This is a genomic window from Sphingobium cupriresistens LL01, from assembly GCF_001046645.1.
Taxonomy (GTDB): domain Bacteria; phylum Pseudomonadota; class Alphaproteobacteria; order Sphingomonadales; family Sphingomonadaceae; genus Sphingobium; species Sphingobium cupriresistens.
The window spans coordinates 2,494,872-2,511,252 of sequence record NZ_KQ130434.1 but is presented as its reverse complement, the minus strand read 5'-3'; the positions used below and the strand labels follow the sequence as shown (position 1 = coordinate 2,511,252).

The 16,381-nt window shown below is 57.8% G+C and carries 10 protein-coding genes; 7 read left to right on the top strand and 3 right to left on the bottom strand.

Annotated features, from left to right (window positions below; all coding sequences use genetic code 11):
- Window positions 1–12 precede the first annotated feature (12 nt).
- The 5 genes from V473_RS12100 to V473_RS12080 are packed head-to-tail and all read left to right on the top strand — an operon-like array spanning window position 13 to window position 5,701.
- Window positions 13–1,992 (top strand): pilus assembly protein, encoded by a 1,980-nt coding sequence (locus V473_RS12100; RefSeq protein WP_066604321.1) that lies wholly within the window; start codon window positions 13–15, stop codon window positions 1,990–1,992.
- A gap of 26 nt (window positions 1,993–2,018) precedes the next feature.
- Window positions 2,019–2,606, top strand: coding sequence for a TadE/TadG family type IV pilus assembly protein (locus V473_RS12095; RefSeq protein WP_066604318.1), 588 nt, complete (start codon window positions 2,019–2,021; stop codon window positions 2,604–2,606).
- A complete protein-coding gene (locus tag V473_RS12090; protein ID WP_066604316.1) occupies window positions 2,603–3,253 on the top strand; it encodes a TadE/TadG family type IV pilus assembly protein in 651 nt (216 codons plus the stop codon). The genes V473_RS12095 and V473_RS12090 overlap by 4 nt, the downstream gene beginning before the upstream one ends.
- Before the next feature lie 15 nt (window positions 3,254–3,268).
- Complete coding sequence (locus V473_RS12085) at window positions 3,269–3,547, top strand: hypothetical protein (protein WP_066604313.1); 279 nt, start codon at window positions 3,269–3,271, stop codon at window positions 3,545–3,547.
- Window positions 3,548–3,598: 51 nt separating this feature from the next.
- On the top strand, window positions 3,599–5,701 hold the full coding sequence (locus V473_RS12080) for an EAL domain-containing protein (protein ID WP_066604311.1): 2,103 nt from the start codon (window positions 3,599–3,601) through the stop codon (window positions 5,699–5,701).
- Window positions 5,702–5,957: 256 nt separating this feature from the next.
- On the opposite strand, the gene V473_RS12075 is transcribed toward V473_RS12080, so the two are convergent.
- Both V473_RS12075 and V473_RS24390 read right to left on the bottom strand, forming a co-directional pair.
- Window positions 5,958–6,236, bottom strand: coding sequence for a hypothetical protein (locus V473_RS12075; RefSeq protein ID WP_066604309.1), 279 nt, complete (start codon window positions 6,234–6,236; stop codon window positions 5,958–5,960).
- Between the two features lie 477 nt (window positions 6,237–6,713).
- On the bottom strand, window positions 6,714–6,803 hold the full coding sequence (locus V473_RS24390; protein WP_244884419.1) for a hypothetical protein: 90 nt from the start codon (window positions 6,801–6,803) through the stop codon (window positions 6,714–6,716).
- A gap of 843 nt (window positions 6,804–7,646) precedes the next feature.
- On the opposite strand from V473_RS24390, the gene V473_RS12065 reads away from it, so the two are divergent.
- Window positions 7,647–10,313 carry a TonB-dependent receptor domain-containing protein gene (locus V473_RS12065; RefSeq protein WP_066604304.1) on the top strand — a complete coding sequence of 889 codons (2,667 nt, stop codon included), beginning with the start codon at window positions 7,647–7,649 and terminating at the stop codon, window positions 10,311–10,313.
- Between the two features lie 63 nt (window positions 10,314–10,376).
- Window positions 10,377–13,772, top strand: coding sequence for a glycosyl hydrolase (locus V473_RS12060; RefSeq protein ID WP_082679081.1), 3,396 nt, complete (start codon window positions 10,377–10,379; stop codon window positions 13,770–13,772).
- A gap of 687 nt (window positions 13,773–14,459) precedes the next feature.
- Here the strand turns inward: V473_RS12060 and ilvD are convergent.
- Complete coding sequence (ilvD, locus tag V473_RS12050) at window positions 14,460–16,310, bottom strand: dihydroxy-acid dehydratase (protein WP_066604296.1); 1,851 nt, start codon at window positions 16,308–16,310, stop codon at window positions 14,460–14,462.
- Window positions 16,311–16,381: the final 71 nt, after the last annotated feature.

Sequence of the window (16,381 nt, the reverse complement as noted above, 5' to 3'; positions counted from 1 at the left end):
TGGAGGGCGTTCATGGGTTTCCTTAATCGCTTGCGCGACAACGAAGCGGGCAATGTTCTCGTGATGGTCGCTGCTGGTTTCATCCCCTTGCTGGGCTTCATCGGCGGGGGCGTCGATATGGCGCGCATCTATTTGGTCAAAACGCGTCTTCAGCATGCTTGCGACGCAGGGGCGCTGGCGGGTCGCAAACAGATGGCTGGCGGTGCCTGGAATGCCAACAGCGATAAGGCGCGCACCACCGCCGAAGGCATCTTCAATATCAACTACGTGCCCGGCTCTTACGGGTCGAACACCCTATCTAAAAACTTCATCGAAAATCAGGGCAAGGTGACGGGAACAGCTTCGGTCACCATCCCCATGACGATCATGGTGATATTTGGTCAATCCTCCAAAACGATTGCGGTCACATGCGACGCGGAAATGCGCATACCCAACACGGACGTCATGTTCGTTCTCGACACAACAGGGTCGATGGCATCGATCAATAGTGGCGACAGCGACACTAAAATCAATGGGCTGAAAAAGGCGGTCAAATGTTTCTATGAGGCCTTGGCGAAGGTCGATACCTCCGCTGACTGTGGGAGCAATCCGACTGGCACCCGGAACAATGATGTGCAACTGCGCTTCGGTTTCGTGCCTTATTCCTCCAACGTGAATGTCGGACGCCTGCTGCGCAACGATTGGATGGTGGATAGCGCGCTTTATCAGTCTCGCAAGGCTAAGACGACCGGCAACACCGATGTTGATGGCTACAAGGAAGGCAAGGCCGACGTCGTCTCTACAGAACAAGTGCCTTACAGCATGAACTGGAGCGCTTGGGAAAATTTCGGCAGCGCCAGCGGCGCGAGTTGCACGGGAAAAATTCCGGCGGATGCGACTGAAATGACCGGCAGCGAAAGCGCCCCCTACAATGAGACTGTAAGCGGCGGCGGCGCTAGCCGAGTGGTTAGCTGGTCTACCAATCAGGATGGCCGCTATTACAATTATCGAGGCGTGATGGTCAGCGGGAAATGCCAGATTCAGCGGCGCTATATCAATGGCTATCTGAAGCGGAATTATCAACGGACCGATACAACCGGCTTCAAGGAATATGAATATGATCAGCTGACCTTCAACGTGTCGGGCCTAAAGGCTGGAGGAAGCAGTTGGAGCACCGGCATCACTGCGCCCGTTGGCGCATTCGGCCAGACTGCGACGATCGGCTGGGACGGCTGCATTGAGGAAAGACAGACATATCAGAACAGCGATGACGATCCGACGGGCGAGTTCAGCCCAATCCCCGCCAGCGCTCTCGACATGAACATTGATATGGTCCCTACTGGGTCGGATGCCAGTAAATGGCGTCCGCTTCTGCCGGACCTTGTGTGGGGGCGCTATGATAGTGTCGGCAACTGGACCACCGCAAAGGTGAAGACCAGTTCGGACCTTAGTCGAAACTACACCTACGCCTGTCCTACGGCGGCATCAAAGCTCAAGGCCTATTCGTCTGCGAACACGTTCGAATCCTATGTGAACACGTTATACCCGAACGGTAACACTTATCACGATATCGGCCTGCTTTGGGGTGCACGGCTTATGTCGCCGACCGGCCTGTTCGGACCGGAAAATGCGTTCACGTCCACCGGCGGCGAGATCGAACGCCATCTGGTCTTTATGACCGACGGCGACACGGTTACGAGCAATCAGGGTTATACCGCCCATGGAATTGGCTGGTGGGACAGACGGCAGACGCGCAGCAACGCGGGTCCGAGCTCTAATCTCCTCACATCTGTCGTCAACGAACGCACCAAGGCGCTATGCTCCGCCATCAAATCGAAGAATATCACCCTCTGGGTCATCTCTTTCGGATCGGGTGTCAGTTCCGGGGCGCAGGCGTTGCTGGAGTCCTGCGCGTCGCCAAACCGGTACTATGTCGCCGCAAACAGCGCGACATTGATATCCAACTTCCAGCAGATTGCGGACGAAATATCGCAGTTGAGGCTGACCAAGTGATCGCTCTTCGACTTTCTGATTGCAGATTGATCAAAGACCAGGCAGGCGCGACGATTGTCGAATTTGGCCTGATTTCGATCGTGCTCGTGACGACCCTACTGGGCTTCATGGATCTTGGACATAGCTTGTACGTGCAGTCCGTGTTGCAGGGTACCGTGCAGAAAAGCGCCCGCGACGCCACGCTGGAAAGCGGAAAAGTGGACGTTCAGCAGCAGCTTCTGGACGCGGCCGTGCGCGAACGTGTCCAGCTTCTGGCCACTAATTCAACTGTCACCTTCTCTCGTCGTTATTTCCGGGATTTTACCAAAGCAGCGCAGGCGACGGCGGAAGCGTTTCAGGACATCAACGCTAACGGTCTCTGCGACAATGATGAACCCTTCCAGGATAACAACCGCAACACGGTTTGGGATCGGGATGGTGGCGACAACGGGCAGGGCGGGGCAAAAGATGATGTGGTTTACACGGTTAAGATGACCTACCCGCGCCTTTTGCCGATCGCGAAGCTGGTAGGACTATCCGAGAATGTGACGGTCGAAGCCCGGACAGTGCTGGAAAACCAGCCGTTCGGCGAGCAGGGCGATTATGGCAGCCCGATTGTGGGGCATTGCACATGAAAATCGCTGCATTTTTCAGGCGCCTCATTCGTGAATCCAGAGCTGTTGCCGTCGTGGAGTTCGGCCTCGCCTTGCCGCTGATGACGGCCATTGCATTTACTGGAGCGGAACTGACGAACTTCGTGACCACAAAGATGCGGATCAGCCAGCTTGCTTTGCACGTTGCGGACAATGCGGCCCGTATCGGCACCGGAACTGTGCTTGCAAACAAGCAGATCACTGAGGCGCAGATCAACGATCTTCTGACTGGCGCGAACCTTCAGGGTGGCCGTCTTGATCTTTACGGCAAGGGGCGTGTGATCCTAAGCAGTATCGAGCCGGTGGCCAATCCGAATCCGACCAACCGATACCGTATCAGATGGCAGCGATGCCGCGGCAGCAAAAGTTGGCCATCCTCCTATGGGCGGTCCGGCGACAGCAACCTGAGCGGGATAACCGTGGGCGGGCAAACCGCAACTGCACCTGATGACGGCGCACTTATGTTCGTTGAGATAGTCTATGACTATCAGCCTCTTATCGCGCGCCTCTTCATTCCTCAGGATCAAATTACAGCAGTCGCCGCCATGACCGTGCGTGATCAGAGAGATTATGGCGGCGGCTCAAACGGCATCTACAACAACGAAAACGTCGTCCCATCGACATGCTGAAGGATAGGCAAAACCATGGATAAGTTTATCTACGTGGCGTTGGGAGTAGGCGTGCTCCTCATCGCCGCGGTCGACCAGTCGAACAACGCAGGGCAAGCGACGTCGCCGACCGTCGTTGCCGTTACTGATACGGCTCAGTCTGCTTCCTCAGCCATCGGAGAGGCCAGCTCATTATCTTACACCGAGACTGCTCCTCCCGATACACTTTCCGCATTCCAACCAGTAAATCCGATCCCGCGCGCGGATGCCCTGGGCGGTAAAATAATCGACGATCGGTTTCAGCCGGATGGCTAAGCTGGCGCTTTTTGTTGGCCGTAGGCGCAACCCTTCTCAGAGATCGGGAGCATGCCCGTGCGCTTGAGCCGTTTCATCGACGCCGGGAATGTCCCACTGGCGGAGAGCCAAGCGGCGCGTCTGCTCGCCAAATATGAAGAAAGCGGCAAAGGGTGGTTCTGGGAAACGCATAGAGATGGCTCTCTATCCTATCTCAGCGCGAAGATAGGCAGCGCCATGGCAAATTTTGGCGTCTACCCGGCCAGCTTGTCCGATCTGGTCGATAGCGACACCAGTCTCGCAGAAGAAGCGTCGGAGCGAAGCCTGAGTTTCTATATCGCATCGCGCATACCGTTCGACGGCCTGGTTCTAAAGGCCAAGGGGCACGACGATCTTTGGTGGTCGCTCACCGGCGGACCCTATCATGACGAAGCTGGTCGATATTGTGGGTTTGTCGGTTTCGCGGTCGATCTTACCGATCAGAAAAATTCTGAAATCAAACTACTGCAACTGGCGCGCTTCGATTCGCTCACTAGCCTTGCGAACCGGGACACGATGCGGCAGGCGCTGGAAAATAGCATTCTCTCTTGCGCGCATCGCAAACAACGATGTGCCACGATGATATTGGATCTCGATAGGTTCAAACTCGTCAACGACACATTCGGCCACCTTGTCGGCGATCAACTGCTGAAGGCCGTTTCAGAGCGATTGGTAAAGACTGTCGATGGGAGAGGGCAAGTCGGCCGCCTTGGCGGTGATGAGTTTCAGCTAGTATTCGCCGACATATGCGAAGAAAATATTCTTTCAAGTATTGCAGCTGATATAATTCACAGCCTGTCCCAACCCTATGTCATAAAAACCCAATTAATCACTATCGGCACCTCGATCGGGATTGCTACCTCAGACTACGATCATCGGTCCGCTATTGACCTGGTGCGAGATGCGGACCTTGCTTTATATGCTGCAAAGGCGGCAGGCAAAGGAACCTATCGGTTTTTCGCGTCGGAGATGCACGAGCAGGCTCGGTTGCGCCAGCAGATCGAAGAAGACATGCAAAGAGCGTTGGAACGGGGGGAATTTCATCTCGCTTATCAACCCGTGGTCAACACACAGTCCGGTGCGCTGGCGGGATTTGAGGCGTTGCTCCGTTGGACCCATGGTATACGCGGCGTGATGTCTCCTGCCATATTCATTCCAATTGCCGAAGAATCCGGCCTTATTAACGAGTTAGGCGAGTGGGTGTTGCGGACCGCTTGCCTGGAGGCTGCGAAATGGCCCGATTCGGTGAGCGTTGCTGTCAACATCTCTCCCGTTCAGTTCTCAAGCCAGGCACTCCCGACATTGGTGACCAGCGCACTAGCTTTTGCAGGCCTCCCTGCGGACAGGCTGGAACTTGAAATTACAGAAGGTGCACTACTCAATGACACCGCAAAGACGCGTGCCGCTATTGCGACCTTGAAAGGGCTAGGTGTCAAAATTTCGCTAGATGATTTTGGCACCGGGTATTCCAGTCTTGGGTATCTCAAGACAATCCCCTTTGACAAAATCAAGATCGACCAGTCTTTCATTAAGGGTGCGACCCTTCCGGGTAGCAACAATATCCCTATCATAAAGGCGATAGTCAGCCTTGCTACCGACCTTGGCATGATTACGACGGCAGAAGGGGTAGAAACAGAGGACCAACTGGCCCTCGTTCGCGAGCTTGGATGCACGCTAATCCAAGGCTACATATATGGTCGGCCAATGGACTGTGCATCGGCGATGGAACGCGCTCGAGGCAATGGCCCGGTGGCCAGCGGATACCGTAATGATCGCGCCGAGCGCCGCCGACTTATCAGAACGGGTCAAATAACGGCGCGCGCCTCAAGTGAAGCGGTCAGGCTTCGTAACATTTCTTGCACGGGTGCCATGATTGAAACCAGCCTCCCCTTACATATCGGCGAAGTGGTCTCGCTGGAAATTGGTCTTCTAAACACTCTCGATGCCGATGTGCGCTGGATTAAAGATGGACGTGCTGGCTTGAAATTCATGCATCCCATCGATCTTGAAGAAATATTACTCGCCAAACCAAAAGCCGCGTTCAAAGCCTTTGTGCCAAACTACCTCTCTCAAGATAGTAGTGACTTATACGCGGATAAATCACGACTTGATCCAAAGACTCTAAAGAATAGATAATGGATTATCTAGTGTATATCTAGATTATCATCCTGGCGCGTATTTAATTCAGGCAGTAGAATGGTTTTAGGACGATAAGAGCGTCTGTGCCATCAGATGCGGTGCCACGAAAAAAGACCCCGCCATTTCTGACAGGGCCATTGTTCACGGATGATAGCTGGGGGCCAATATGCTCATCCGCTGCATAAACTTGCTTCCTGCCTATTAGTTCCGTCACAGATAAGATCGCGCAAAGCGGACGCTGGTCCTCGCAGTTTTACTCTTCGCCATTGTCCTTGACGCCGACCGTTGGAACGTCAATTTCTTCCTTCTTCGTTCCAACGACCACCGCCTTTGAATCAACATCGACCTTTGGCAATTCGCCGCCCTTGACACTAACCTCAGGAAGGTCGCCTTCCTTCACGTCGGCGGACCAGAAGCCTGTTGCAAAGAGGACGCCGACAATCGCCACAACCGCCAAGAGCAATATGATGAGCGTTCGGCCTGGCCCTCTCTTTTCCACGATTACGCGGTTATCAAATCGGTTATCGACCATCCTATCCTCCTCTACTTTGAGAATGCAGAAACGGTGGGAACTGAGTTCTGTTCCGGATACGAAAGGTTATAGGTTCGGGGGACGCGATGATGGGGTGCTTACAGGTATAGCGCAGGTCGGATTTCGAGGTCGCTTCCTAGCAAAGTGCTTTCAGTAGGAAACGATCCATACCGGGCTTCCGCTGCGTTTGGGTCTGGCGTGGGTGAGGGCGGACATACCTTTCCGCTTTGCCCCAGAACTGGCTAAAAACCTCGCTTTTCGGGGATTGCTTCCAAGGCCTTCGTAATGCGGGGGTCACAGGTTCGAGTCCTGTAAGCGGCACCAGGATCCCCCCGTCTGCGGGGCTGAAAATCCTCGAAACCCCGGAAATACTGGTATATTGAGGCATCGGCTTTCCGGTGTCGTCCGCCTTGGCTCATTGGACCTGGGTCATGTTGGCTCGCATACCGCCGATGCTGGGACCGCGCCGTCCACTGTCTATCGTCCAGTTGATCGACCGCCCCTCGCGCATGATCTGGACAACGGTTTGCCGACATGGCGTTCCAGATCGTCGCGCCACGGCGCCAGGATAAAGTCGCGTGCGCGCTCGATCAGCGCGAAGCGCCCGGAGGTCCTATCGATCCAAGTTGCGGCATGGACCGGCCTGTTTGAGGATCGGAGTCGAGGACAATATCTCGACCTTCACCAGGCGGATCACTTCGGGGGACGAATTGAAATAGCGGAACGGGCTGATGCCGCGCCGATTTTTGCTTTGACAGAACCAGCGACAGCAGTGCGCCGGGATCAGAAGGTCGCTGTCCCGCAGTAGCCGGTATGCCGGGGGTGAACCGTAGCGGGCGGCGGGATGGCGCGGTTTTTCTATCTGCTGGCGTGACCGGGCAAGAAAATCATCGCCAGGTCCGTAAACTAAGCTGCTCTCGCCTACTTATCTGGTCGAGTGAGATGCGCAACGCGAACCATAGAGGCAGCTCAGACATGTTTCCCATAATACGCCGTTTCTCGCCCGACCCATTTATCGTCGCTCTCCTGCTGGCCATCCTGGTTGCCACCATGGTTCCCGCACGCGGCCCATTCGCCACTATCGTGGACGCATCGTCCACCATCGCGATTGTCGCGATGCAGGCGATTCGCCGACCGTCTCAGCAAAAAAGAACCTGGACCTAAGGTCAGTAAGGCCGACAGTTGAACGGCTCATGCGATGATGTCGTTGATATTATCTCATATAATGAGACGATAAATTAAATAATGAGAAATATATTGACGGAGACGTTTGGAATCGGGATTAAGTGAATTAAATCTCCTTAGAGAGATATATTGGAAGATTATCGAGATTTCTGGTTTTTTGACGATATTTGCATCGTCAGAACTGTAGATTCTTGCGTTTTTTCATAAAAAAATGGGAGTGGGATCATGAAAGCTCAAGATTTACTGGTGACGATTATCCATGGAAGCGCATTCGGTGCGCTGGCTGTCGCGCTTGCTGCGCCCGCTGCAGCGCAGACGACAGATGCGATGCGAATGCCCGCTACCGCGGCGGCGCTCAACGATGCGTCGGCACCCAGTTCCGAAGACATCATCGTTACCGGCACGCTTTCGGCACGCGCGCCCGCATCCGTGGCCGTTTCCACCCTGACCGGCGATGCCGTCGCCCAGTTGACGCCGCAGAGTGCCGCAGACCTGTTGCGCAATGTGCCGGGCATCTATGTGAACTCGGCCCTGGGTGAAATCCGCAACGTCGTCTATTCGCGCGGCATATCGGCCAATTCCAACGAGGCCGCATCGGGCTATTATTATGTCTCGCTTCAGGAAGACGGGCTGCCGGTCACCAATGTAACCTTCAACAATTACGGCCCCGACTTCTTCTACCGTCAGGATCTCGGCCTGCAACGCCTCGAAGCGCTGCGCGGTGGCACGGCGACGATCACCGGTCCCAACGCGCCTGGCGGCATATTCAACTATATTTCCAAGACGGGAAAGAATAGCCCGGGGGCCGAAGTGCGGGCGCGCGTCGGCCTGGAAGGCGACGGTCGCAATCCTTATTATCGCGGCGATTTGATCTTCGGCGGAAAGATCGGATCGCAAGACCTCTATTACAGCGTCGGCGGATTCTATCGCTACAGCATCGGTTCGCGCGATCCAGGCTATCCGCTCAATCGCGGCGGCCAGATCAAGGGCAATCTGGTCTGGGACTATGGCGATGGGGACGTGCAATTCTACGGCAAATATCTGGACGATCACAACGGGTTCAATGAGTTTCTACCGGCCCGCAACTTCGATAAGCCTGACCTTGCACCTGGCATTTCGCGCTATGATTCCTTCCTGATCCCTCGCTCCAGGCATGACTTCGTCGAAACGCTAGGCGGACCCAAGAAGAGCTGGGATGGCCGAAATCTCGTCCATTCGACGGCGATCGTCTTTGGGATAAAGAATGAGCATGATTTCGGCGACGGCTGGACCATTCGCAACAATTTGAAACTGTCGCAGAACAAGGCGCAATGGAATTCCTCGGCCGTCACCTTTGCCGTGCCGATCACCGATTTCCTGGCCAACATCCTGTTGAACAAGCCGGCCGACGGCCTCTATTCCTATCGGGATCACGCGACTGGACAATTGCTCGCGCAGGTCCAGCAGACCGCAGGCGTTCCGACCGTGACGCTGAACAACCTCCCCAATCAGCAGGTCCTGGCCGACGGCGTCCTCACGCAGACGGCGTTCAATTTCAATCCCAGGGTCAGGGAAGTGATGGACCAGTTCGCCCTGTCCAAGCGCTTCGATCGCGGCAGCGTGACGCTGGGCGGCTTCTTTGCCAACTCGCACGTGAAACAACGCGGCGGCGGCGCAGGTTTTGCGCTGGCGACGTTGGAAGACCAGCCGCATTTGCTGGACATCACCCGGACCGCGCCCGATGGCCTGGTGCAACAAGTCACCAGCCCGGAGGGGTTTGCAGGTATAGGCCAGCGGTTCCTGGGCAATCCCTTCGATACCAAGCAGTTGCAGGCATCGGTCTTTGGCGGTGGCGACTTCGAAATCACTGAGGCGCTCAAGATCGATGGCGGCATCCGCTACGACTATATCCGGGCCAAGGGTTCCAATAGCGTACAGGTGGGCAATCCCTTGTCAGCCAGCCCCACCTATGGCGGCATCGATGGCGATGTGAACACGCTGTACGATAATTTTGCGGCCACTTATGTCAGGCCGTTCAACTATCGTTTCAGCCTGGACTATGTCTCCTTCTCCGGCGCGCTGACCTATACGTTCAGCCGCGACACCGCGATCTACGCCCGCTATTCGCAAGGCAAGAAAGCGCCAGATCTGACTTTTTTCCAAGCCTATGACACGCTTGATGAACTCAACAATCTCACGCCGATCCCTCAAAAAATCCAGCAGATCGAAGCCGGTCTTCGCCATAGCGGCACGGGCTTTAACGTCGTTCTGACGCCCTTCTATTCCAAGCTGAGCAATGTGGGGTCCGCCCAGCTCGGCACGCGGGCCGACGGCACGGCCTATACGCCACCAACTCTATTTTCTTCCACAACCACCTATGGCATCGAATTTGAAGGCGATGTCGATCTGCTTGACACGCTCAACCTACGGACCGCGCTGACCCTGCAAAAGTCGCGATCGACGGATTTCTCGCTCTACGTCTTCAACGGCCCAGGCGAGGCCGACGACACCATAACCAGCGTACCGGACGGCGATCAGGACAACACGCCCAAGATCATGTCGACCTCGGCGCTCACCTATAAACCGACGGAACGGCTGAGCGGCATGTTGACGTGGCGGTACATGGGCAAGCGGCCGGCCAACCGGTATAATGCCTTTAACCTGCCGGGCTATCATGAGGTCGACATGGCCGTGAACTTCGATGTCACCGACCAATTGACTGTGGGCGCCAATGTGAACAACATTTTCAATTCGCGCGGTGTACTCTCTTTCTCCCCCTCTGGTTCGGTTCTTGCCGCGCTCGATCGTCAAGCGCTGACCAAAGCGCAGATCGCGGCAGATCCGAACCAGCTTTTCAGCATTCTGCAAAACCCGCCGCGTTCCTTCTTCCTGACGGCGGGCTATAAATTCTGATCATCATGGGCTTTTGACGATGCGCGGCGCTGATCGTCCTGCCAAACAGAAAGAGTGCAACCGATGAGCGCAAATCATGGGCCAGACCGGAGAGAATTGCTCAAAGGTCTGGTCGGCGCGGCGGCATTGGCCACGCTGCCAAGTGGGGCGACAATGTCCATGGCCGCATCTCCCACAGGCGATGCGGTGCAAGGATCGGGCGGCGAAGGTCCCTGGGTCTACTGGTATTGGCTGGACGCCAATATCACCCGCGAGGGCATTATTGCCGATCTCGACGCCATGCACGATGCGGGCATTGTCGGCGTCTTCCTGTTCAACATCGGCGGCAAAAGTGCTGCGACCCTTGTCGATGCGCCCGTCGAGAGCTTGACGACCGATTGGTGGGATATGGCGCGTTTCGCGGTCGCGCGCGCGGGCGCCCATGGGATGACGGTCGCGATGAACATCTGCGACGGCTGGGGAACCGCCGGCGGATCATGGATCACCCCCGCGACATCGGCACAGGAAGTGGTATGGACCGAAACGCCGCTCGACCCCGACAGGCCCGTTCCCATCCTCGCCCGGCCGCTTACGCGTCTGGACCATTATCGCGATATCGCAACTTTCGCTTTTCCCGTGCCCGATGACTGGGCGACTACCAGCGACGTCGATGCGCATGTCACCAGCAGTTGGGACATTGATGCGATCGCGCAGATCGCAAATCCCGCCCAAGCCAAGAATGTGATCGATACCGATCATGAAGGCTGGCTACAATTTCGCTTCGACGCGCCGTTCACCCTCCGATCCGTTACCGTGCGAACCCCGTCAATCTCCATCCTGCCCTTTTTGTCGGTTGGCTATAATGGCGCGGCAAACAGCTTTGCGATCGAAGCGAGCGACGACGGCAGGAATTTCCGACCCGTCCATCGGATGACGCCGCCCAAACTCGGCTGGCAATCCAATGTCACCACATTGACACATGCGATACCGCCGACGACAGCGCGCTATTTCCGTTTTCGCTATCGCCCGGAAGATGTCGCATTGCATACCACCGATGGCGAATTTGGGGTGACCCCGCGCCTGAACCTTGCGTCCATGACCCTGTCCAGCCGTCCCGTCGTCGATCAATTGCCTGTAAAGGCGGCCGGCGCATGGGGCATCGGACGTCCCATGACGGCGGACTTGCTCCCTGATCGCGACTGTATCGCCTGGGACAGGGTGGTTGATCTGACGGACAAGGTGACTGCCGATGGCGCATTGGACTGGCGACCGCCCAAGGGCAGGTGGTCGATCATGCGGATTGGCGCGACCAGCACGGGCAAATCGACCGAGCCGTCCGGCCTTGCGGGCGGACTTGAATGCGACAAGTTCGATCCCGCCACCGTCGCAATGCAGTTTGACGGCTGGTTCGGTGAGGCGTTGCGGCAAATGGGGCCGGACCTTGCCGGCAAAGTCCTCAAGGTCTTCCACATCGACAGTTGGGAGGCGCGCACCCAGAACTGGTCGCCGGTATTCGCGGCGGAATTCAGGGCGCGGCGCGGCTATGACATTCGGCAGGGCCTACTTGCTTTGACCGGGGTTCCGGTGAACAGCGCCGACTATAGCGAACGCTTCCTGTTCGATGTCCGCCGCACGATCGCCGACCTTATCCGCGACAATTTTTTCGCTACGCTCGAACGATTGGCGCATCAAAAGGACTGCCTGTTCAGCGCGCAGGCCATGAACGCCAGTTTCCCCAGCGACGGGATGCAGCATTTTCGCCATGTCGACCTGCCCTGCGGCGAATTCTGGATGAACCGACCCGAAAGCGACAAGCCCAGCGACTTGCGCGAAGCGATTTCCGCTTCGCGTATCTACGGGAAGCGGCTTGCCTCTTCGGAAGCGTGGACCGGCGGCCTTGACTGGACCGAGCATCCCTTTAGCTTCAAGGCGCGCGGGGACGAGACATTCGCTTATGGCGCCAACAGACTGATCCTGCACGTATGGCCGCTTCAGGCCTTTCCCGAAAAGCACAAGCCGGGCGTCACCCTTTTTGGCCTCGGTTCTTTTTTTAGTGAAAACCAGCCCTGGTGGCCGATGGCGGGCGCGTGGATCGATTATCTCACCCGTTGCCAGACCCTGCTTCAGCAAGGCACGGCTATCGTCGACATATGCTATTATACCGGCGAAGACATTCCATCGCGCGCCTTCGTGCCGGCCCGGCTCGAACCGCCGCTGCCCGCCGGCTACGCCTATGACTCGGTAAACCGCGATGCGCTGCTGACGCTGGCTCAGGCACGGGGCGACCGCATCACATTTCCCGGCGGCGCATCCTATGCCGTGATGGTTCTGCCCGTGCGGCACGCCATGAGCCTCAAGAGTTTGCAGGCGCTGGCCCGGCTTGTCGCTTCAGGCGCGCGCGTCATCGGCGGACGGCCGGATGTCTCTCCGACCTTGGAAGATAATGACGCGGACATAGCGGCGGCAAAGACTATCGTCGAAAAACTGTGGGGCGGTTCCGCGCCGGCGATCGCCTTGTCCGAACTGCCCGCAACTCTTTCAGCGGCAGGAATAGCGCCAGATATTAGGCTGCCGGCGGGCGTCGACATCCTTTGGACGCATCGGCGAACGGAGGGGAAAGACATATATTTTCTGGTCAACCGTGGCCCGGATCGCGTGGCTTTCGACGCGATCTTCCGAATCCAGGGACGACGCGCCAGCATTTACGATCCCGTGGCCGATCGTACAAGCTTGCCTGCCACTACCGCGTTGGAAGCGGGCGCCACCAGCGTCGTGCTCGACATGACGCCGGCGGAGGCGCTGTTCGTAATTTTTGAGGATGCGTCTTCGTTTCCCCGCATCACTGGCGAGGTAAACGGTGCGGCACTGGTCACCGACGGCCGGTCGCTTATGCTCGAAACCCGCACCGCTGGGACTTGGAGCATCGACACGGGCAAGGGCCGCGTGCATGCCATATCCGTCCCTCGGCTCCCTCCCGCGATGGTTGTCACGGCGCCTTGGACCGTAACCTTCACCATCCGGGGTAAGCCGGTCCATGTCCGCATGGACACCCCGACAGACTGGAGCCAGTTCGACGATCTGGATATCCGCCATTATTCCGGCCGCGCGCTTTATAAGAGCGAATTCGACTTTTCACCGGGCGGTTGCGACTGGAGCATCGAACCCTCAACTTTTGCTAATGTCCTGCAAGTGCAGATCAATGGCCATGACCTGGGCGTGGTCTGGGTGCCCGGCACCGGGTTGAACGCCACAAAAGCGCTGCGCAAAGGCCGTAACAGCATCGCAATCATGGTAGCGAACACCTGGCGCAACCGGTTGGTCGGCGACGCGGGCAAAGCCGAAGCCGACCGTGAAAGCTGGATCCTCGACAACCGGCTGGGCCTTATCTCACCGCCGAAAATAGCAGTCGATACGCCGTTGCTTCCTGCTGGCCTGCTGGGACCTGTCAGCCTTGTTCCCCTCGTGCGCCGAAAACTATAACGGCGTTGGTGCAAGTCACAACCAGGCGACAATCGACCACGGGACAAGGCCGGAGGCGCTCTAGGATTGTTTCTCAAACCCACGTCGCGTATCTTATCGAGATGGTTGACGAAGGAATGGCGATGGTGCCGGAGTCCGTCCGCCGCGCGCGCAGCCACGATGTCGCCTATCGAGAATTGGTCGAACCCGTCACATCGCCCATAATCATGAGCCATCGCTTTGGCGATCACTCACCAGAAATGGCCGTTCTGACGGAAGTCGTCGTCAGAAATTATGCGGGTTGGGGATATGAAACCCCCACAGCGATACATGATTTAGAGTAATGCAATAGGTTGCAGACAATAAATATGCGGAAGCCCTGCTTATATCGGCCCTATATATGTCCCGAAGACCGTCGCCCGGATCGCGATAGTAGCCTCGACCGATTTGCGCGCATTTATCAACGCTTCGATCGGCGCGCTCCTAAGAATATAGGCGATTCGCCATATCGACAAACTGGTAGCGAAGGCGATCAGGAGCGATACATAAGATGGTCGAAGTCCGCCATCAATCGGCCGCCAACAAATGGTTGCCGTCCATCCATCTTTTGCCTCTACGCGGCGCCATTTTCCCCGTCATTGTGCTTGGCGGGCATTGACGCCGCCCGATCCGTCGCGCCTGTCGGCAGCGACGGACCTGGCGACCGGATCAGCGCTCGATCTGGCTGACGTCGCGGACCGCGCCCTTGGCGGCGTTGGTGGTCATGGCGGCATAGGCGCGCAGGGCGGGTGAGACTTCGCGCTTGCGGCCGAAGGGCTTCCAGGCCTTCGCCCCCCGCGATTCCATTTCCGCGCGGCGCTCGGCCAGCAGCGCGTCGTCCAGATCGACCTTGATGACGCGGGCCGGGATGTCGATCACGATCGGATCGCCGGTCTGCACCAGCGCGATCAGGCCGCCTTCGGCCGCTTCGGGCGAGACATGGCCGATCGACAGGCCCGATGTGCCGCCGGAAAAGCGCCCGTCGGTGATGAGCGCGCAGGCCTTGCCAAGCCCCTTCGACTTCAGATAGCTGGTGGGATAGAGCATTTCCTGCATACCGGGGCCACCCTTCGGCCCTTCATAGCGGATGACGACGACGTCCTTTTCCTTGACTTCGTTGCCCAGGATGCCCGCGACCGCCGCGTCCTGGCTTTCATAGACACGCGCGGTGCCGTGGAAGACGAGGATGCTTTCGTCCACGCCCGCCGTCTTGACGATGCAGCCTTCGGGCGCCAGATTGCCGAACAGCACGGCCAGGCCGCCATCCTTGGAAAAGGCATGGTCGGCCGAACGGATCACGCCCTTTTCGCGGTCGGTGTCCAGCTCCTCCCAGCGTTCCGACTGGCTGAATGCGGTCTGGGTGGGCACGCCGCCGGGCGCGGCGCGATAGAAGTTGCGCACGTCCTCGCTATTGGTGCGGCCGATGTCCCAGCGCGCGAGCGCGGCGGCCATGGTCGGCGCATGGACGGTCGGCAGGCTGGCGTCGATCAGGCCGGCGCGCTCCAGTTCGCCCAATATCGCCATGATGCCGCCGGCGCGATGGACATCCTCCATATGGACGTCGCTCTTGGCGGGCGCGACCTTGCACAGGCACGGCACGCGGCGCGACAGGCGATCGATGTCGGCCATGGTGAAGTTGATCCCGCCTTCATAGGCGGCGGCGAGCAGATGCAGCACCGTGTTGGACGACCCGCCCATGGCGATGTCCAGGCTCATCGCATTTTCGAACGCGGCGAAATTGGCGATGCTGCGCGGCAGGACGCTCTCGTCGTCCAGTTCATAATAGCGCTTGGTGATGTCGACGATGACATGACCGGCTTCGCGGAACAGCCGCTCGCGGTCCGAATGGGTCGCCAGCGTGGAACCATTGCCCGGCAGCGAGAGGCCCAGGGCTTCGGTCAGGCAGTTCATCGAATTGGCGGTGAACATGCCCGAACAACTGCCGCAGGTCGGGCAGGCGGAGCGCTCGATCGTCTGCACTTCTTCGTCAGTGTAATTTTCGTCGGCGGCGACGACCATCGCGTCGACCAGGTCGAGCGCGACCTTCTTGCCGCGCACCGTGGCCTTGCCCGCTTCCATCGGCCCGCCCGACACGAAGACGACGGGGATGTTGAGGCGCATCGCGGCCATCAACATGCCGGGCGTGATCTTGTCGCAGTTGGAGATGCAGACGATCGCGTCGGCGCAATGGGCGTTGACCATATATTCGACGCTGTCGGCGATGAGGTCGCGACTGGGCAGCGAATAGAGCATCCCGCCATGGCCCATGGCGATGCCGTCATCGACAGCGATGGTGTTGAATTCCTTGGCGACGCCGCCGGCCGCCTCGATCTCCCGCGCGACAAGCTGGCCCAGATCCTTCAGATGGACATGGCCCGGCACGAACTGGGTGAATGAATTGGCAATGGCGATGATCGGCTTGCCGAAATCCTCGTCCTTCATGCCCGTCGCGCGCCAAAGCCCGCGCGCGCCCGCCATGTTGCGGCCGTGGGTGGTGGTGCGGGAGCGGTAGGCGGGCATTGCACAGAGTCCTTCAGAAGATCGTCGCGGTCCCTCTACAGGGGCGGGCGACGGTGTGAAACATATTATTC